We start from the raw sequence: 18641 nt of genomic DNA, 5'->3' as shown, positions 1-18641 counted from the left end.
GAAAGCGGGGCGTTTGTAGGCATGCATGCCCTCAAATTAGCTTGGCAACGACAATGGGGCCGTCTCAATAAAGATCGCGATGTTCACGAAGTGATTCGCGGCTCGGCCTTCACGTTTTTGTTTCGGCTCCTTGGCTTCGTACTGCTCTATCTCTTGCAGTTCTACATTGCCAGAGAGTATGGAGCCGAGAGCTTGGGCATCTATTCGCTGACGCTCACCCTGATGAACATCGGAATGGTGCTGGCCGTTTTGGGGACGGATACAGCCATCATCCGCTTTCTCTCGGAGTTTCGTGCGAAAGGCTCGCTTTATCAGATTTCCGAAGTATTCAACAAAGTAGTGCTGTGGGCGACGTTGATTTCGATTGTGCTTGGGGTACTTTTGTATGTGTTCTCAGAGCAGATGTCTGCCTACGTGTTTGCAGGGGAGCTGCCAGCAGAGACACTGCGAGTCGTCGCGTGGATGCTTCCGTTTGTGTCGCTCGCAAGGCTGTATGCATCTGCATTTCGGGCGCTGCATCGGGTTGTCATCTCGATCACTGTCGATATCGTCGGTATGCGTTTTCTGCACTTGGCGTTTCTCTTTATCGCCATTCCTTTTTTCCAACCCAGTACAATGCTCTTGATTCAGCTGCTCGCAGCTGCTGTTTTCTTGAATGCTGTCTATGGGATGGGGCAGTGGTATGCGACAAGCCGAGGATTCCGTAACAGTGTACAGCCGACTGCGGGAGAGCCTGGTGTTGGGTTGAGGGAAATTATTGCAGTCGCACTCCCGATGTATCTGAGTGCGTCGATGGAATTGATCATGACGTGGACAGATATGATCATGCTGGGTATTTTTACGGATGCCAAAACTGTCGGAGTATACAGTGTGGTCATTCGTCTGGCAATGGTGACGGGCTTTGCGCTGATTTCCATCAATACGATCCTCTCACCCAAGTTTTCTGAGCTGTACGCACGTAATGATATGGACGGCTTGAAAAAGATGATTGCGTTTGCCAATCGGCTTATTTTCTTCACCTCTGCTCCTCTCAATCTGCTGGTGGCGATATTCGCCGTTCCGTTGCTCACTTTCTTTGGCGAAGAGTTTGCGAGCGAGAGTCTCGTCCTTGTGATTTTGTGCATGGGGCAGTTTGTCAATTTTTGCACAGGCAGTGTTATCCCTTTATTGACAATGACCGGGCATCAAAAAACGGCCCGCAATATTCTAGTTTGTTCAGCTGCACTAAACATAATCGGAAACGCTTGTCTCATTCCGCTGTATGGAATTATCGGGGCGGCCATTGCAACTTCAATCAGCCTGATCTGTCGAGATCTTTGTGCTTCGTATTGGGCATCCAAATATTTTGGCTTTCGCACATGGTACATCCCGTTTTTGTCCGAAAAATATTCCGTCTCGCTCCAGGAGACGAGGTCATGAAGAAGGTGGCTTACCGTGAAGGATGAGCTGTATCCGTCTATGTTTTGGGATAGTGAAGAGACACGTCATTGCCGTGTGCAGGTGCAGAAGCCGTGGAGCAGGGAAGAATTTTGGTCGTACTACTTCATTCGTCGCATCTCCATCTATGTGAGCTTATTGCTGACCCGAAAAACACGCATATCTCCCAACGCGATTACAATGGGAGGGATTGTCGCCGGACTCCTTAGCGCTGCGGCATTTATGTACGGAACGGCGGCATCCTTTCTGCTCGGCTGCTTCTTCTGTCAGTTGTGCTATTTGGCGGATTGCGTCGACGGGGAAGTAGCCCGCATGCGCAACCAGAAGAGCAAGGGAGGAGAATGGCTGGACATCGGGCTCAACTATGCACTCTACCTAGTGTCATTCGGTGTGATTTACGGAATCACGGATCATCACGCGATGTTGGATCCGTGGCTACTCTATTTGATTTTGCTCTCGATTTTTGCCGAGATTTTGGCGACCAATGGTTCCGATCTCGTCTTTAGCCAAGGGAAAATCTCTCACGAAACAGTCTCTATGAGAAAGCGCAGCAAATGGATCGATGCTTTTGTCTTCCTTTTTCTTACCCAAACAGGCTATCAGTTGGGCGTGTTCGTTACCGCGTTTCTGTGGGCAATCAGCGGTCAGATGCTATTTTTGCTCTTATGGACCTTCTACCACCTGTTCGTCGGACTGGCCAGATCGATGTACAAGCTGAAGCTGAACATCAAATACGTCATGCCATCTCTGAAAGAAGGAGGGGAGTCGGATGAAGGCACTGCTCATGGCGGCAGGTCTCGGGTCACGAATCAACGAGCAAATTGACGGTATTCCCAAGTGTACAGTGGATATCGGGAACCAAACGCTCATTGAAAATACGATAACGGAGCTAAGGCGCAACGGAATTGAAGAGATCGCGATGGTGGTGGGCTATCAAGCCAACGTGATTTTCAAACTGCTCAAAGATGAACCTATTCGTTTTTACCACAATCCTTTTTATGATCGGACGAATAGTATCGTGTCCCTCTGGTTCGCCCGCGATTTTTTGCAAGGGAGCGATTGCTTGCTGTTGAACGCCGACGTTTACTTTGAATCAAAGGTGCTGGAAGTCGTGTTGCAAGAGACCACATGTCCCGTCATGTTTGCTGATCCAGTCCGTCGCTATGAGGGAGATTATAAATTTGGTTATGAAAACGGACTGCTGCTTCGCCACGGAAAGGGACTCTCTCTGGAAGAGACAACTGGCGAATACGTTGGAATTGCCAAACTTCAAGAGAGCTTTCTGCCGATATTTTTGCGTCGATTACAAAGGTTGATTCAGGAGAAGCAGTATGATTTATGGTGGGAAAATGTCCTCTATTCTTTTTTGGGCGAAAAGAATGTGTATGTCGCTCAAATACCACCGGGATTGTTTTGGGCAGAGGTTGATACGTGGGAGGACTATCGGCGAATCCTGCAATTCACTAACCATCTGGCACACAGGTAAATGATGATCAAGGAAAAGCTCTCCCCGGACAAGATCCTTCTTTTGCTATATGTGGTGCTTAAGCCCTTCTACTTCTTCCCAAGTGGCAATCCGCAAATCGCCGATTTTCTTATGCTGATTTTGATCGCCTACAGCATCTTGTTTCGCCTGGGGCGGGTCAATCGCAGACTCGGATTGTTTCTCTTCCTTACCCTTCTGTTTTTGTACGACATCATGATGGTGAATGGCATATGGGCGATTGCATTAGGCGGGGAAATGGATGTATTCAGCTCGACCAAGTGGTACATGTACAACGGAGCCGTGATGCTTGCCCTGATTATTTTGTTCAGGCGCAACCCGCAAGAGTACGTCAAATGGATCTTCCTGGCTACATCCACTTCCTTGCTCGTTCAGGCATTCCTTCTCGTGTCAGGTTTGTCACCGGATAGCGGAGAGTTCAGGCAATCGTTGTTCTTTAACAATCCGAACCAGCTCGGCTATTTTGGGCTCTTGTGCATGGGAATATGCCTACTGTGTGCTCGCTTCGTGTCTGTAAAGACCATTCCTCTCTTTATTTCGATAGGCACGGCGTTTAGCATCATTGCAGCGTCCCTGTCGAAAGCAGCGATCATTAGTGCCGTAGGGATGTACCTCGTTTTTTTGCTCCTCTCCATCAAAGAACGAACGGGCTTGTTTTGGATAAATCTGCTTTGCGTGCTCGTCTCGTCCTTCACTGTCTTCTTCATCTATTTGTACACCAACGAAAACGTGCTGAGCGACGCATCTATTTACACACAAATCGAAGAACGAATGGTAACACTCGGCGAAGATTCGGATGACAATTTGGCAGCGAGGGGCTATGACCGGATTGCCAACCATCCGCAGTACATTTTGTTCGGAGCAGGGGAAGGGATGTACGAGCGATTTAACAGCAGCATTTCGTTGGAGCTGCATTCTACCTTAGCCAATCTGTTCTTTTCCTACGGCGTAATAGGTACGGTGTTGTTTATTCTCATGATTTATGGGGCGGTCCGTGGGCATCGATTGGTTGCTTGGTATCCGCTTGTCTTCCAAGTTTTGTATGGACTCACGCATAACGGAATTCGCGAAACGTTTTTCTGGATCATGCTCGCGCTGTATTTCGTGACAGCCGAAATCAATACGCGTCAGATCAAAAATGGCGGTGATCTGCTTGAAAAAAATCTTGCAAGTATGCGCAATTGACCGCTCTGTAGAAAGCTTGCTGTTTCCCCTGATTGAAAAGCTAATGGATGAAGGCTATGAGGTGCATACTGCGTGTTCGGATACAGGACGCTTTGATGTGCTAACAGCAAAGGGATTGACGCTTCGAAGTATCCCCATTAAGCGAAAGATCGACCCGATTTCCAATTTGGGCACAATTGGAGCCTTGTATCGGCTGATGAAACGGGAGAAATATGATGTCGTGCATGTCCATACGCCAATTGCCGCTGTTCTCGGGCGCGTGGCAGCAAGGCTGGCAGGAGTACCGCATGTCATTTACACAGCGCATGGCTACTTCTTTCATGAGGGAATGAGCAAAAGTACGTATCAGATGTACTACACGCTGGAAAAATGGTTTGCCAGGCATATGACCGACTATCTTTTGCTTCAGAGTCGAGAGGATTACGAGTTGAGCGTGCAGGATGGCTTCTCCTCCCAGACGGAGCGGATTCTGCACATTGGCAACGGTGTTGATCTCACAGATCGCTTTCACCCGCGCCTCGTTACGAGAGAAAAGGTCCAGTCTATCAAGTCCTCACTGGGGTTGCAGGATGATCATGTGGTGATTACCTATGTGGGACGTATGGTCTCGGAAAAAGGGATTTTTGAGCTGTTGGAAGCCTTTCGCAAGCTGGCGGGCGAGTTTCCGCGTCTGCGCCTCTTGTTGGTGGGGGACGTGTCTTCCAGTGAACGCGATCAGCGGGGGCAAAACTTCGTGGAGCTTTGCCGACAGCATCCGCAAATCATTTTGGCTGGGTTCAGCACAGACATCCCGGAGCTGATGGCCATAAGCGATATTTTTGTTCTTCCCTCTCATCGCGAAGGGCTGCCTCGATCCATCATTGAGGCGATGGCGATGGCGAAACCGATCGTCGCCACGAATATCCGTGGATGTCGGGAAGAAGTCAGGGACGGTGTGAACGGATTTTTAGTAGAACCAAAACAAGTAAGTCCCTTGTATGCAGCCTTAAAAAAGCTCGTAGTGGATTCGAGACTCAGAGAAGCATTCGGACAGAATAGCCGCAGCATCGCGCTTGAGCACTTCGATGAGCGGACAGTTCTTGCGAAGCAGGCGGCTTTATTTGCCCAACTGACTGGTCAGCTACGAGAAGAAAGAGAGCAGGAGAAAGGAGGCAGCGGAGAAGATTGGACAAGGCGGGAGCATTCGTCATTTCCCTAGACTTTGAACTTTACTGGGGCGTCCGAGACAAGAGAACCATTCCATCCTATGAGCAAAATTTGTTAGGCGTTCGTCGAGTGATCCCCGCACTTTTGGAGCTGTTTGCCAAGTATGAAATGCACGTCACCTGGGCTACTGTCGGTTTTTTGTTTTGCGAGTCGCGCAAGGAGTTGGTAAGTGTCGTCCCACGGCATCTCCCGGCGTATTCCGATGAAAAGCTGTCACCCTATCCCTATATAGAGACAGATGCGATAGGAGAGCATGAGCAAGTCGATCCGTATCATTTTGCTCCTTCCTTAATCAAGCTGATATCCACTTACCCGCATCAATTCATCGGAAGCCACACCCTTTCCCACTACTATTGTCTAGAGCCAGGACAGACTCCCGAAGCTTTTGCTGCTGACCTTGATTCTTTTCATAGATTAACTCGCAAAAAAGGATACGCCCCATCCAGCATTGTTTTTCCGCGAAATCAGGTGCAGTCCGCTTATTTATCTTTGTGCAAGAAAAAGGGATTCTGTTCCTATCGCGGCAACGAGCAGTCTTGGATGTACCACACAAGAGGGGCTGCCGAAGAGACATTGTTCAAAAGAGCCATGCGGCTGATGGATGCGTATGTGAATCTCTCCGGCCATAACAACTATGTTTCATTGCAACGTAGTCCAGATGGAATGATCGATGTTCCATCCAGCCGGTTTTTGCGTCCTTATCATCCTCGACTACAGAGGTTGGAAAAATGGCGCATGAAAAGAATCAAATGCGACCTGACTCATACGGCCGAGCACAATCGTTTGTACCATCTATGGTGGCATCCGGAGAACTTCGGGAACCACATGGAAGAGAATCTCTCCTTTTTGGAGGAAATACTCCAGCATTATTCCATGCTACGCGAGAGGTACGGCATGCAGAGCCTCAGTATGGAGGAAGCGGCAGCGAAATGGATTCATCAGGAGGTGCGACATGAAGTCCTTGTTTGATCGTTGCGTATCCTTCCTGATGCTCGTCATACTGTCCCCGCTGATCTTGCTGGTGAGTCTGCTCATCCGCTGGAAGCTGGGGTCTCCGGTTTTGTTTGTACAAGAGCGACCAGGTTTGCACGGAAAATCGTTTTTCATTTACAAATTTCGCACGATGACCAATGAGCGTGATGAGAGTGGAGTGCTTCTCTCTGATGAGCAGAGATTAGGTTCATTCGGAACGCTTTTGCGCAAGTATAGCTTGGATGAACTGCCGCAATTATGGAATGTGCTCCGTGGTGAAATGAGTCTCGTAGGGCCGAGACCGCTGCTGATGGAGTACCTGCCGCTGTACACGCCGCGGCAGTTGAAGCGACACGATGTAAAGCCGGGGATTACAGGCTGGGCGCAGGTCAATGGGAGAAATGCAATTGACTGGGAGCAAAAGTTCGAGCTGGACGTCTGGTATGTAGAAAATAGCAGCTTTTTTCTGGATATGCGGATTATCGGTCTGACGATCAAGCGTGTTTTTCAATCGACAGGCATAAATCAGCAGGGCAGCGTCACGGTAGAAGACTTCAGAGGGAGTGAAAACACAGAGCGCGCTGGGAGGGGAGCATGTGAGCCTGATCGTACTGTCGGAACAGGATGATTGGACCGAATATTTGCGACGATTTTTAAAGTTAGACGTGTCCTACACGAAAGAATTTGTGCAGCTATACGCCAAAATGGAGCAGGGCACGCCAGAAGCTGTTTTTTTCAAGAGTGGGGAGAACGAGGTTTTCTATCCATATTTGGTCAGACGTCTGGATGGGTGGATTCCCGGCTATGCTGATTTGGTTTCGATTGGATACGGAGGGCCATTTGTCGTGGGAGGACAGACGGCTGCCCGATTGTTCCAGGAGCAATTCCACGTCTACTGTCGGTACAAAAACTATCTGACAGAAACGGTTCGCTTTCATCCGTTGCTGGGGAATGCGGAGCTGTTCGCGGATCAAATGCAACTGGATCTGGTGAGGATGGTAACGGCGGTCGATTTACGCCCCACCCTTGCCTTCATCCGCGCCCACTATACACAAAACGTAGGAAGAAATATGAGGAAGGCCGCGGCAAACGACGTCCGGGTTACATTGGGCGGAATCGATCGGTTGCATTCTTTTATCCAGCTGCATCGGGAGACGATGGACCGTAACCATGCCGCGGCGCACTATTACTATGCTCCTGAGTTTTTTGGGGGACTCATGAAAAAAACGGCGCTGTGCAAGCCGCGGCTTCTGCTCGCCATGCATGAGGATCGCCCGGTGGCGGGAGTGCTTTTGCTCAGTGGAAAACAATTCGCCCATTATCAGCTAGGGGCATCCCATACGGAAGACATGGCGCTTGGGGTCAACCACCTCCTCTTCGACGCCATGATCCAGCAGGCAAAGCAGGATGGAGCACAGCTACTTCTCCTTGGAGGAGGAAATCTGGATGGAGATGGCTTGTTCCGTTTCAAGTCCTCGTTTGCAAACGGCAATCATTTTCCTTACTGGATGGGCAAGAAAGTTCACGATGAGGAAGTGTATCTGGCTTTGTGCCAAAAACTACAGGTCGATCAGGCTGGCGAGCAAGATTTTTTTCCTGCCTATCGCAATGGGGGGACGTCGTAATGATTGCGAAGCAGCGGATTTTTTTATCACCGCCACATATGGGGGAGGATGAGCGGGAGTTGGTGGCAGACGCCTTTGCCTCCAATTGGATTGCACCATTGGGGGAACACGTTGATGCCTTTGAGCGAGAAATTGCCCAGTATGTGGGCGTAAAAGCTGCGCTGGCTGTGTCCTCTGGTACGGCTGCTATCCATCTGGGGCTTCGGCTAGCGGATGTGGTTCCGGGTGACACGGTGTTTTGCTCCAGTCTCACCTTCGTCGCCAGTGCCAATCCGATTTTGTACCAGGGAGCGACTCCTGTATTCATTGATTCCGAGGCAGGGTCTTGGAATATGTCTCCGCTGGCATTAGAGCGTGCCCTGCGGGAAGCGGCAGCAGCGGACAAGTTGCCCAAGGCGGTCGTCATCGTCAATTTATATGGACAGAGCGCCGATATGGGACCGTTGATGGCGCTTTGTGAGCAGTATGGGGTTCGCGTGGTGGAAGATGCAGCCGAATCGTTAGGGGCTGTATACAAAGGGAGAATGAGCGGCGCCTTTGGTCATGTTGGGACCTTTTCATTTAATGGCAATAAAATCATGACGACTTCAGGTGGGGGAATGCTCGTCTCCGATGATGTTGAGGCAATCGAAAAGGCGCGCTTCTGGTCGACGCAGGCGAAGGAGCCAGCCAAGCATTACCAGCATGAAGAGATGGGCTACAACTATCGGTTGAGCAACGTGCTGGCTGCAATTGGCCGGGGGCAACTGCGTGTTTTGGAGGAGCGAATCGAGGAAAGGCGAGGGATTTTCAAGCGCTATGAACAAGCTCTCGGACAATTGCCTGGTATTTCGTTCATGCCCGAGCCGGCGACAGGGCGAGCCACACGATGGCTGACGGTGATGACACTGAATCCAGCGGACACAACCCTCTCAGCTGCACGACTGATCGATGAACTGGGCAAAGAAAATATCGAAGCCCGTCCCGTGTGGAAGCCGATGCATCTTCAACCGTTGTTCGCACAGTGCCAATACTATCCACACCAACCAGATGAGAGTATTTCAGATCGGCTATTTGCCCAAGGTGTTTGCTTGCCGTCTGGTTCCAGCTTAACCGCCGAACAGCAGGAGCGAGTCATCGGTGTGATCACGAGCTGCCTCCTGAATCAGGAACAGGGGGTGCGCCATGTATAGTTATGAGCAGCTGGAAAAATGGCGTAGTCTTTGCTCGTCTTCTTTTTACGTATTGGACACAGAGAAGCTCTCTGACAACTATCGTCGTTTCCAACGAGCGTTTACTCGGCGCTATGAGCATGTAGTCGTCGCGTATTCGTATAAGACCAATTACTTGCCGTTTTTATGCCAAAAGCTGCATCAGTTAGGGGCGCATGCGGAAGTCGTCTCTCGATTGGAGTACGAATTGGCACGGAAGCTCGGCGTCGATCCTGCCTCCATCATATTTAACGGCCCGCTCAAAACGGAAGACGACATTCACTTTGCCTTAGAGCAGGGGAGTCTGATCAATCTGGATTCTTTTTCGGAAATCCCGTGGGTGGTGGCCTACGCCATGCAGTATCCCGAGCAGACGTTTCGGATTGGGCTACGGATCAATGTGGATTTGGCCAGGGGTGGAGTGAGTCCTCTGCAAAATGGGTACGAGGTCAGCCGATTTGGTTTTTGCGTCGAAAACGGCAATTTGGAAAAAGCCCTGAGTCAGTTGGCTGTCGCCCCGAATGTGCATGTAGTCGGATTGCATGGACACTTTTCCACCAATCGCAGTGTCGGTGTTTATCGCCAAATTACGCGCCATCTATGCCGTTTGGGGAAGCAGCATTTGGGAGAGCGGCTTGCTTTTATCGATATAGGAGGCGGATTTTTTGGTGAGCTCCCGACCTCATTTGGGATGACGGCTGCTCCAACCTTTGAGGAGTACGCCGAAGCGATTACGTCAGTAGTGAAGGAGGAGCTGGCAGAGCTGGATCATGCGCCATTGCTGATTCTCGAGCCGGGTATTTCCCTTGTGGCAGATGCCGTTGATTTTGTTTGCCGAGTCATCGATGTAAAAGAAAACAGAGGCGAGCGATTTGTTCTCGTGGATGGAAGTATTCACAATGTCAAGCCGACGATGCATTCGCACCTCTTGCCAGCCCGACTTGTGTGCAATCGCAAGCCAGTTCCCGAAGCGACCTATCATGTTGTCGGGTATACGTGCATGGAAAAGGATTATTTGCTTCAAGGCTACACGGGGCCACTGCCTGATATCGGGGATCATTTTGTCTTCGGGCACGTAGGAGCTTATACGCTCGTCTTTAATCCACCATTTATTCGGGAGAGGCCGCCGGTTCTTGCCATCGATGGAAATGAAGCGTTCATTGTTAGGGGAAAAGAGACTCTTCAACAATTCATTCCCGAATCGGTTTATCGTTTTCACGTTGACAAGCAGGAGGTAGTGAACTGAATGAACGTACTTGTGACCAGTGTAGGCAGACGAGTTAAGCTGCTCCACTATTTTGTACGCGAATGGGGGGACACTGGCAAAATCATAGCAGTGGACTGCGATCCGACGGCCCCGGCCTTGTACGCTGCCCATCATCACGAGCAGGTGCCGCGCATCTATGATCCTGGTTATCTCGATGCCCTGCTGCATATTTGCCAACGATACGAAATCAAGGCAATCCTCTCTTTGATAGACCCTGAGCTGACGTTGTTGGCAGCGCATGCAGATCGTTTCTACATGCAGGGCATCGAGGTGATCGTGTCCAGCCGGGATGTAATCCAGATATGCTTGGATAAGAGGGCAACGTATGATTTTTTGTCCGCGCATCAGATTCCCGTCATTCCCACCTTTACCAAAAGGGATGAGGTACAAGCAGCGCTTTTTGCAGGGCAGATTACGTATCCATTGATCGTCAAGCCGCGGTATGGAAGTGCCAGCTTGGGCATCACACGTGTGGAGAATGACCAAGAATGGTCCGTGCTCATGGAAAAAATGGAGGATGTCGTCATTCAACCGTTCCTACAGGCAGAGGAGTACGGAGTGGATGGCTATGTGGACCTGATCTCGGGGGAGCTGGTGACACTTTTCACCCGCAAAAAGCTGCGAATGCGGGCAGGGGAGACGGATCGCTCCCTCGCGGTAAAAGATCCGCGTCTGTTATCACTTGCGAAAGAACTCATCCGTGTCCTAGAGCCGCGTGGGCCCATTGACATCGATTGTTTTTTTGTCGGAGATCAGTACGTTGTGTCGGAGATTAATCCCCGTTTTGGCGGCGGGTATCCGCATGCTCACGAAAGCGGAGTGAACATCGTTCGTGCGCTTCTCCAAAACATAAAGGGTCTGGTAAATGTGCCAAAAGTGGGGGAGTACAAGGAAGGAAGCATTCTGATGAAATACGATGAGGTCATGCTGTTGGAGTGAGCGCAAAAATATTTTTCAGGAGCAGGGCATGGGCAGGAAGCAAAAACAAGACATAGACGGCGTACCTGCCCCCCTGAGACTCCCGTTCCCGTAATGGAGTGCCTGTATATTCCTGAAATGTGCTACAATCGTACTTGGGCGTCTATCGCGATGCCTACTTTATCAGAAAACAGGAGTGTTACACACCATGATCATCCAGTTCATTCGTCTACGGTAATGTGAGGTACAGATCAACGTAATCCCGCATTTTTGTGAAAATGCTTGGGGTTTATTTGACTGTGCCTTTTTTCATTCACCGAAATACGAATGAATGGGGTGCTTTTTGATGTCTACAGCTATCTCCCAGCATGTGGGGATTTTTCGTTGTCCAATTTGCCAAGCAGCTATGCGCAACGTACCTGCGACCAGCTTGGTATGCAACAATCATCATTGCTTTGATTTATCCAAGCACGGCTACGTTCACTTGGCTACGCGAACCTACAAAACAAAGTATGACAAGCAATTGTTTTGCGCAAGAAGGGCGATCATGGAGCAAGGTTTTTTTGATCCATTGTATGACGTGTTGAGCGAAGTCATCCTGCAAACGACAGAACCTGAGGAAAACCGGATGTACGTGCTGGATGCAGGATGCGGCGAAGGCTATCATTTGACGCAGGTTCGGCAGAGAGTGATGCAAGCAAGCCAAGTCCCAATGATCGGAGTGGGTGTCGATCTCGCTAAAGAGGGAGTTATGCTTGCGGCGAAGAACGATTCAGAAGTAGTTTGGTGCGTCGGTGATTTGACGAATGCACCGTTTGTGGATAGACAGTTTTCTTATATTCTCAATCTGTTATCTCCATCCAATTCGGATGAGTTTCATAGACTTCTGGCCGATGAAGGACGGATGATCAAAGTCATACCAGAGGCGAACTACTTGCGAGAGCTACGGGAAGTCTTGTATCAAGAGACGCCCAAAACACAATATGAAAATCATCGTACGATCGACCACTTCAAAACCAGCTTCCAACTAATCGGTAAGGAACGGGTTCAGTATCCGTTCCGACTGGATCAAGAGGGTCTAGCTTCCCTGCTCCAGATGACGCCGTTGGCATGGGGGGCGACACCTGAGCAGTTGGAACGGGTGTCAAACTTGGCAGGAATGGACATGACGATAGACTTGGTTGTGTTGATTGGCAGGAAATAAAACAGCGACTGTCCTGGGCGGGAATATCCGTTCTGGACAGTGGCTTTCCTATTTTTACAAGGTCTTTATTGACAGCGTTCTTTCTTTTTTTGAAAATAAGTATGAATACTCGGAAAAGTCTCGGAGGGATCGTATGGGGGCTGATCAGGATAAGGATAAGGCTTCCTTTTTGCGCGTAAAACCTTTTCTAGCGGATATCCAAAAGCATTGCTTGTCCCTCACGAAAAACGACTGGGATGCGGAGGATCTCCTGCAAGAAACATTGACGAAGGTATATCGTTCCTTGCAGAAGGCCCCAGACAGAGAACTAACCAAGGCATTTTTGAGGCAAATTGCTACGAATGCTTGGATCGATCATTGCAGGAAGGGAAAGGCGAATGAGCATCCCGCCCTGTTTGATGAAGCGATCTATCTGCACCAGTCCAGTGTATCCGATGCGTTTGTGCAAAGAGAGGTGTTCGAGCAACTGGCTGATCGTCTAAATGCCAGACAGATGGTGCTGATTCTCATGATGGACATTTTTTCGTTTACGGCGCAGGAAACAGCCACATTGCTGCACACGACCATAGGGGCAGTGAAGGAAGGAGTGAAGAGGGCACGTCAGCGTTTGTTCGTGTTGGCAGAGCAATCCAGACAGGATGAAAGCCCGTCCAACAAAAAGAAAATCGACAAAGCTGGACATCGTCTTTCATCCGGATTTGTATCAAAAGAAGGGTTTGAGCAATTTTTGGCTGCCTTTCGTGCGGGAGATGCCTATGCGATTTGTCAAACGTACCTGCGTCTCGCCGAACAGGGCATGAGCGTGGAAAAGGTTTCGGTAGCAGGCGATCGCCTTTTCTTTGCTGTTCGTGACCCGGATGGCCATTTGCTGCATTTTTTTCAGAAGTGGTAGAAGCACCCGTTTCTTTTTGTTCTTTTCTTTCGTTTAAGAGGGTGAAAGTACATATTTGAAATAAAGGAGCGAACACAAATGAGTATCCATGTGCGTAATTTTGCGGTTGTACAGCTGCCCGTCAAAAACTTGGAGGTGTCCATAAAGTGGTATCGCGATGTGCTCGGCATTCCGTTTACCTTCGAATTTTCACCTGGAGACAATGAAGCGTGGTTGAACGTAGGCGGAGTAGGTCTCGGGCTTATTCGTTGTCCGGAAGTTCCTCGTTTGGACTTCACCGATATGGCAGGACAAGCCCAGCCGATCATCTCCTTGCAGGTAGACCAAATCCATGAGGTCTATGAGGAGCTGAAAAGTAAAGGAATCGAAGTAAGTGAAATGACGTACAAGCGAGGCGGAGGCTACAGTTTTCGATTTCGTGATCCAGATGGGCACTTGAACCACCTATGGGGTGGCTGGCCTTCTGCTGAGGATGAAGAGAGAAACGCATAGAGATACCCGATTCTATAAACCCACCTGTGAAAGTTATGCAGGTGGTTATTCTTATCAACGGGGCAGCGGTGGAGAGAAGAATATTTCCAGTCTACGCTCCGGGCTACGTCCTGCTAGGGTGTGGGAACTGTCTACTCCGCAGCGATTTGCGGGGAAATGCAAAAGTGGAAGCCGCTCCGCCGTTTGGGCATGTTGCATTTCTTTTGCCCGCAAATCACTGCGAAGCTGGGTTGGACTTCGAAAGTCGCTAGGACTGGAAATATTCTTCTCTGACGCGGCTATGACCAGTCACCGAGGCTCCTTGGTAAAAGCGAAACACGCTCTTAAGCGTGCAAAAAAACGCGGAAGGGGCTGCTCATTGCTAGCTCCTTTCGCGTTTTTGATTGACCCGTTTTACTACTTCAAGTTCTGAAAGTCTACCGCTTTTTGGCTCATCAGGTAGGAAACAATCTCTTCCTCATTGGACACTCCGTCCGTAAACGTGACTTTGAAACAAACGTCATTTTCTCTCCAGAAATAGGAGATGAGAGTTGGATCCGCTGCGGTGCTCGCCTCTCCGTAACGCTTGTATTTCTCCGTTTTGAACACTTCATTTCCAGCGATTTTCAGCATGTTTACCTTAACTTTGTACGCTTCGTCCATAGATTGGTAAAAGGCTACATTCCCATTCTTTTTCATATCTTCGTATATTTTCGTGTCTTTAATTTGATCAAATGAGATTCTATTTTCCCCGCTCAATCTTTTGTTTTTCTCAGCAACATCATAGTAAATCCCAAGGTACATGGTCTTATAATCTTTCTCATTTGCCGGCATGCTGAAATTTACCTTTGAGCTTATATCTGCTGCTGTACCTTTAAACTGTCCCGGCAGTTCCAAAGGAAATTTGGGAGTAAACCCTATTGCTTTTGAGCCATGCTGTACATCTTCCGTATCATATAAGCCCATGACGTAAACGGAATAGCCTACATAGCGTTCTTTCATCGCTTGATCCGGGTATTTCACATTCGAGATCATTTTCACAATGTCTTCTTGAAGATCGCTTGCGAAACTATTAAGGCTATACTGTATGCCGTTATCTTGCCATAGATAGTAAACGGAGTTAATGTTGTTATCTGCGCCAATAAAAGTCACTTTCATTACATCTAGCGCTTGGACCTTCAAATTTTGCTTCTCTATTTTTTGTTCCCCATATCCCTTTTTTTGTTCATCCACGATTTTTTTGTAAGCCGCCTCCAATCCCTGTAGTCCGCTACTTGCAGAAAAACGCACAACTTTAGATGAGGGATCTTTTTTGCTAAATTCAATATAAACGTGAGTTTCTTTATTGGTACGCAACTTTTTCTGATCGATATACATCCCTTTAAACTCATAGTCCATAGCGAGCACATCAGGAACTTTAAAGGAAAAACCAGTTGTCTGTATTCCTTTTGACAAACGGTCGTATGTTCGCTCATCCGAGTCAAACAAAAATCTAGCCTCTTGCTCTGTAGTAGCCTGATCGGAAGCGACTGGCTTGACGGTACTCTCTACCTTCACTGCGGCATTCGTAAGGGTCACCGAACTCATCAAAGCTACGCACAAAACGGCAGCAACCGAGAGTTTGTAAGATCCTGCTTTAAAGCTTTTTATCATTTGAATTCTCCTTATCATTTGATTCTTGTTATTTGCTTCGGTAAAGGGAAGCAAGTGAAGCTGCTGGTGGTTGGTAGAAAAACGCTGCAAAAATTGAATAATCGTCATCCCGTAGGGCACAGACTCAGCTTCACCCAGAACGTTCAACACATAAGCGTCACACGCAAGCTCCCGGTCGGCCTTCATCTGTTTTACACACATCCAAATAAAAGGGTTCATCCAGTGAATGGCCAGAGCAAGTAGACCCAGTAGGTTCCACGCGATGTCTTTTCTTTTGTAGTGGGCAAGCTCGTGGGAGAAGACGTGGGTAAGCGCAGAGGCGTTCGATTCCTTGCATATCTCTTCGGGACAGTAAATCCATGGATGGATCAACCCGGAGATATGTGGGCTTTTTCTATAGCTTCCTGAATAGATAGGGATTGGTTTGGTGATGCCAAATCTTTTACGGCAATCATCCATGATGGAAATGACTTGCGGGTCTGTCACGATTTTGAGGCTGCTCATTCTGCGTCTGGTCCGCAACAGGTAGGCACACATAAATCCAAGCAGGGAAATACATCCGATTAGCCAGACGATGGCTGCTATTTTTACGCCAAGGGTGTGAGTGTCCTCGACAGGGTCTGGATCGATCTTGATTGGGTGGGATATGGAGGGATCCAGAAGTTTTTGATTTTCTGGTTGTTTTGTCTTATCATTTTGAGGTGAGTTTATTTGTTTGCTGTTTTGCTCTCTCTCTTTTTGTGACGCGTCATTCGCAACAGGGGAGTAGGGGGAAACAGCATTTTTTATGCTGTCTACGCCTAGTTGCCAGATATTGAAGATGCTTACCGAACTGTTAGGGAGAAAAGGGAACAGGAGCCGTATTAACACAATCAGCCAAAGCGCGTGGTGAAGCCGAGCGCTTATCCGGTGATGAAAGATTTTCTTGATGGCTATCACCATGAAAGCGACGAGGCTAGCTCCAATGGTGGCATCAAAAACCCATAAAAAAATATCACATAGCATGTTCATGCCTTCTACCTCTTTACAGTAAGATCTGCTGCTTTGTCATTCTTCTCATCTGTCATCGCCTCTGTTGCCCATGTCTCTCTGTTTTTCATTCAGAATCTTTTGAAGATTCTCGATGTCCTTCTGGGACAATTTGACGTCTTCTAAAAAATTGGTCATCATCATGTCTGCCGCCCCGCTAAAGACTCTTTTCAAAAACGACTGGCTCTCTGCCCGGATGCATTCTTTTTCGGAAATCAATGGAAAATACTTATAGCCCCTTCCCGATTTTTCAAAACCGATCACCTTTTTCTTTAAAAGTCTGTTGATGAAGGTACGAACGGTTTGATCGGTCCACTCGATTTCATCAGGCAAGAGGAGTGCGATATTTTCAGCGTTTATAGGGTTGTTTTTCCAAATGATCTTCATGATTTCCCACTCTGCTTCCGAAATTTTTGGGATATTGGGCATGTACTCACCTCCTCATTCATCTTTTGATTTACAGATGTAAATATAATCTGTTGGGTTAATATTACAAATGTAAATGGAGTGTGTCAAGGGAAAGTTTCCATTTTTAACCATGATGTCTGCCGGATGCAGACCAGATAGAATAACTACAGTTATCTGGTGATCGCATGAGAGCAGCGAACGCAAAAAAGGCCATTCCGCAAAGGATGGCCTTTAGTAATCGCGTGCTGCGTCGAACCAGCTTTGAGCCATTTCCTCCGTAATAGGCAGGCCAATTTGGTGGTCAGACTGGCTTAGTTGCCATACAGCTTCACCCAGGTCTTCTCGTTCAGTGGTTTCGATACCTTTAAGGGTGTTGAAGCGCACGGTGAAGGCGGTAATGGCTGCCTCGGCATCAGCGAGGCTGCGGGCTTGGGCCAGTGCCGCTTGTGCAACGTCATAGGCTTCATTAGCCAGCTTTGCCAGACGTTTCGGCCAGGACGAAAATGGGCGGCCAAACTCGGTTGTCCACCATTCGGGCTTCCGTAATTGGCTCACGGAAGCGTAGCCAGTCCACGGACGGGTCTTAGCTCGCGCTTTCATTTGCTGCTTCAGTCGCTTACCCGTAATCTCCTCCACGTTATAGGCGATAAATCTGTCAAGCAACGGCCACACATTTAATGGCGGCAAATCACCCAGATCAGGCATAAAGCGCAGCTCCAAATTCGTTAACTGGGCCTGACGAGCTAGCAGCTCCAAATCGCAGAAATTCCCCCACAAGCTCAGTGATGTAAGATTTTGAAATCTCTCTAGACACGAAAGCGAGATAGGCTGCGCAAGCGGTTCGTTTCGAAGCGTCAGGCTCGTGACCTGGTGTAGTGCGCCCAGATCGGGAAGCAAGAAGGGCTCATGATTCTTGCGGCGGCTGGTGCGCGGCTTCAATGTCAGAGAGTAGGGCATGTCGCCAGCGACAGAAAAACGCGATAGATCACCAGCTACACTCAGACGGAAATATTCAGAGACCTGGCGTTTCGGGAGCTTCAGATGCAAACGGCTTTCAAACTGGTCCAGTTCAATATGCAAGCCGTGCAATTTGGATTGGCTGGCGTCCACGACTTTGTCTTTAGGCAGGATCGGAACCCATGTCATTTCTTCAATGGGGCGTTCTATGGCCCAGTCGAAGAAGCTCGTGTCACTCCCAGCGTAGTACAGAACTCGCGGCCAAGGCGAGCCAGCTGGTGTGGCGAAGGAATCGAATACATTCCAATTAATGGGTGTATAGGGATCGACGTGTAGGTCTGTTTTATTGCCCGCTTGTGACGGTCCAATGGAGAGGCTGCCTACGCCGGGCTTGAGAACAAGTGTGTGGCTGTGAGGGCCAGTCAGGTCGATAGGATAACGACCATCCTCTCTAATAGAACCAGCAGGAGAACCAACTTGCTTATGAATTGGCATTTAACTCATCCTTCCGCTATGTACTCACTATATCAATACCTTTGGGCTTACTAAAAATATAGCATAGAAAGTTGCAGTTGCTGCAGTGGAGAGAAGAATATTTCCAGTCTACGCTCCGGGCTACGTCCTGCTAGGAAGTGTAGACTGTCCGCTCCGCAGCGATTTGCGGGGAAATGCAAAAGTGGTAGTCGCTACGTCGTTTGTGCACGTTGCATTTCTTTTGCCCGT

General features: G+C 48.8%; 18 protein-coding genes. 14 read left to right on the top strand and 4 right to left on the bottom strand.

Annotated elements, in window-relative coordinates:
* Positions 1-21: 21 nt before the first annotated feature.
* From HP401_RS24950 to HP401_RS24885, 14 genes are all read left to right on the top strand, one after another.
* Positions 22-1419, top strand: coding sequence for a flippase (locus HP401_RS24950; RefSeq protein ID WP_173606969.1), 1398 nt, complete (start codon positions 22-24; stop codon positions 1417-1419).
* Between the two features lie 15 nt (positions 1420-1434).
* Positions 1435-2262 (top strand): CDP-alcohol phosphatidyltransferase family protein, encoded by an 828-nt coding sequence (locus HP401_RS24945; protein ID WP_173606968.1) that lies wholly within the window; start codon positions 1435-1437, stop codon positions 2260-2262.
* Positions 2207-2923 carry a phosphocholine cytidylyltransferase family protein gene (locus tag HP401_RS24940; RefSeq protein ID WP_173606967.1) on the top strand — a complete coding sequence of 239 codons (717 nt, stop codon included), beginning with the start codon at positions 2207-2209 and terminating at the stop codon, positions 2921-2923. The genes HP401_RS24945 and HP401_RS24940 overlap by 56 nt, the downstream gene beginning before the upstream one ends.
* Entirely contained in the window at positions 2924-4126 is a 1203-nt protein-coding gene (locus HP401_RS24935) for an O-antigen ligase family protein (protein ID WP_173606966.1), read from the top strand.
* Positions 4086-5324 carry a glycosyltransferase family 4 protein gene (locus tag HP401_RS24930; RefSeq protein ID WP_309145161.1) on the top strand — a complete coding sequence of 413 codons (1239 nt, stop codon included), beginning with the start codon at positions 4086-4088 and terminating at the stop codon, positions 5322-5324. The genes HP401_RS24935 and HP401_RS24930 overlap by 41 nt, the downstream gene beginning before the upstream one ends.
* Entirely contained in the window at positions 5291-6301 is a 1011-nt protein-coding gene (locus tag HP401_RS24925) for a polysaccharide deacetylase family protein (protein ID WP_173606964.1), read from the top strand. The genes HP401_RS24930 and HP401_RS24925 overlap by 34 nt, the downstream gene beginning before the upstream one ends.
* Positions 6285-6932: a sugar transferase gene (locus HP401_RS24920; RefSeq protein ID WP_064201151.1), complete on the top strand. Its 648-nt coding sequence runs from the start codon at positions 6285-6287 to the stop codon at positions 6930-6932. The genes HP401_RS24925 and HP401_RS24920 overlap by 17 nt, the downstream gene beginning before the upstream one ends.
* The gene (locus HP401_RS24915; RefSeq protein WP_015892490.1) at positions 6901-7929 is read left to right on the top strand and encodes a GNAT family N-acetyltransferase; all 1029 of its coding nucleotides are present in this window, start codon (positions 6901-6903) and stop codon (positions 7927-7929) included. Before HP401_RS24920 ends, HP401_RS24915 begins: the two co-directional genes overlap by 32 nt.
* Positions 7929-9101, top strand: a complete 1173-nt coding sequence (locus HP401_RS24910) for a DegT/DnrJ/EryC1/StrS family aminotransferase (RefSeq protein ID WP_173606963.1) — start codon at positions 7929-7931, stop codon at positions 9099-9101. Before HP401_RS24915 ends, HP401_RS24910 begins: the two co-directional genes overlap by 1 nt.
* Positions 9094-10365, top strand: coding sequence for a type III PLP-dependent enzyme domain-containing protein (locus HP401_RS24905; protein WP_173606962.1), 1272 nt, complete (start codon positions 9094-9096; stop codon positions 10363-10365). Before HP401_RS24910 ends, HP401_RS24905 begins: the two co-directional genes overlap by 8 nt.
* Positions 10366-11325, top strand: a complete 960-nt coding sequence (locus HP401_RS24900) for an ATP-grasp domain-containing protein (RefSeq protein ID WP_173606961.1) — start codon at positions 10366-10368, stop codon at positions 11323-11325.
* Between the two features lie 325 nt (positions 11326-11650).
* The gene (locus HP401_RS24895; protein ID WP_254457176.1) at positions 11651-12508 is read left to right on the top strand and encodes a putative RNA methyltransferase; all 858 of its coding nucleotides are present in this window, start codon (positions 11651-11653) and stop codon (positions 12506-12508) included.
* A 133-nt stretch (positions 12509-12641) separates the two neighbouring features.
* A complete protein-coding gene (locus HP401_RS24890; RefSeq protein ID WP_173606959.1) occupies positions 12642-13400 on the top strand; it encodes an RNA polymerase sigma factor in 759 nt (252 codons plus the stop codon).
* Between the two features lie 78 nt (positions 13401-13478).
* Complete coding sequence (locus tag HP401_RS24885) at positions 13479-13892, top strand: VOC family protein (RefSeq protein ID WP_087346386.1); 414 nt, start codon at positions 13479-13481, stop codon at positions 13890-13892.
* A gap of 396 nt (positions 13893-14288) precedes the next feature.
* Here the strand turns inward: HP401_RS24885 and HP401_RS24880 are convergent, their stop codons facing one another.
* The 4 genes from HP401_RS24880 to HP401_RS24870 form a co-directional block, all read right to left on the bottom strand.
* Complete coding sequence (locus tag HP401_RS24880) at positions 14289-16535, bottom strand: M56 family metallopeptidase (protein ID WP_173606958.1); 2247 nt, start codon at positions 16533-16535, stop codon at positions 14289-14291.
* 45 nt (positions 16536-16580) lie between these two features.
* Positions 16581-16964 carry a BlaI/MecI/CopY family transcriptional regulator gene (locus tag HP401_RS24875; protein WP_483862074.1) on the bottom strand — a complete coding sequence of 128 codons (384 nt, stop codon included), beginning with the start codon at positions 16962-16964 and terminating at the stop codon, positions 16581-16583.
* The gene (locus tag HP401_RS35800; RefSeq protein WP_474199203.1) at positions 16937-17002 is read right to left on the bottom strand and encodes a hypothetical protein; all 66 of its coding nucleotides are present in this window, start codon (positions 17000-17002) and stop codon (positions 16937-16939) included. The genes HP401_RS24875 and HP401_RS35800 overlap by 28 nt, the downstream gene beginning before the upstream one ends.
* A gap of 190 nt (positions 17003-17192) precedes the next feature.
* On the bottom strand, positions 17193-18413 hold the full coding sequence (locus HP401_RS24870) for a hypothetical protein (protein WP_173606956.1): 1221 nt from the start codon (positions 18411-18413) through the stop codon (positions 17193-17195).
* Between the last annotated feature and the right edge of the window lie 228 nt (positions 18414-18641).

The organism is Brevibacillus sp. HB2.2 (genome assembly GCF_013284275.1).
GTDB lineage: Bacteria > Bacillota > Bacilli > Brevibacillales > Brevibacillaceae > Brevibacillus > Brevibacillus brevis_D.
This window is presented reverse-complemented; position numbering and strand designations above follow the sequence as displayed.

What these genes read in the sequence shown, in the direction of transcription:
- HP401_RS24950 (WP_173606969.1), top strand. Translation starts at nt 22, where the DNA reads ATGCATGCCCTCAAATTAGCTTGGCAACGACAATGGGGCCGTCTCAAT.
- HP401_RS24940 (WP_173606967.1), top strand. Translation starts at nt 2,207, where the DNA reads ATGAAGGCACTGCTCATGGCGGCAGGTCTCGGGTCACGAATCAACGAG.
- HP401_RS24935 (WP_173606966.1), top strand. Translation starts at nt 2,924, where the DNA reads ATGATGATCAAGGAAAAGCTCTCCCCGGACAAGATCCTTCTTTTGCTA.
- HP401_RS24920 (WP_064201151.1), top strand. Translation starts at nt 6,285, where the DNA reads ATGAAGTCCTTGTTTGATCGTTGCGTATCCTTCCTGATGCTCGTCATA.
- HP401_RS24910 (WP_173606963.1), top strand. Translation starts at nt 7,929, where the DNA reads ATGATTGCGAAGCAGCGGATTTTTTTATCACCGCCACATATGGGGGAG.
- HP401_RS24905 (WP_173606962.1), top strand. Translation starts at nt 9,094, where the DNA reads ATGTATAGTTATGAGCAGCTGGAAAAATGGCGTAGTCTTTGCTCGTCT.
- HP401_RS24900 (WP_173606961.1), top strand. Translation starts at nt 10,366, where the DNA reads ATGAACGTACTTGTGACCAGTGTAGGCAGACGAGTTAAGCTGCTCCAC.
- HP401_RS24895 (WP_254457176.1), top strand. Translation starts at nt 11,651, where the DNA reads ATGTCTACAGCTATCTCCCAGCATGTGGGGATTTTTCGTTGTCCAATT.
- HP401_RS24890 (WP_173606959.1), top strand. Translation starts at nt 12,642, where the DNA reads ATGGGGGCTGATCAGGATAAGGATAAGGCTTCCTTTTTGCGCGTAAAA.
- HP401_RS24885 (WP_087346386.1), top strand. Translation starts at nt 13,479, where the DNA reads ATGAGTATCCATGTGCGTAATTTTGCGGTTGTACAGCTGCCCGTCAAA.
- HP401_RS24880 (WP_173606958.1), bottom strand. Translation starts at nt 16,535, where the DNA reads ATGAACATGCTATGTGATATTTTTTTATGGGTTTTTGATGCCACCATT.
- HP401_RS24870 (WP_173606956.1), bottom strand. Translation starts at nt 18,413, where the DNA reads ATGCCAATTCATAAGCAAGTTGGTTCTCCTGCTGGTTCTATTAGAGAG.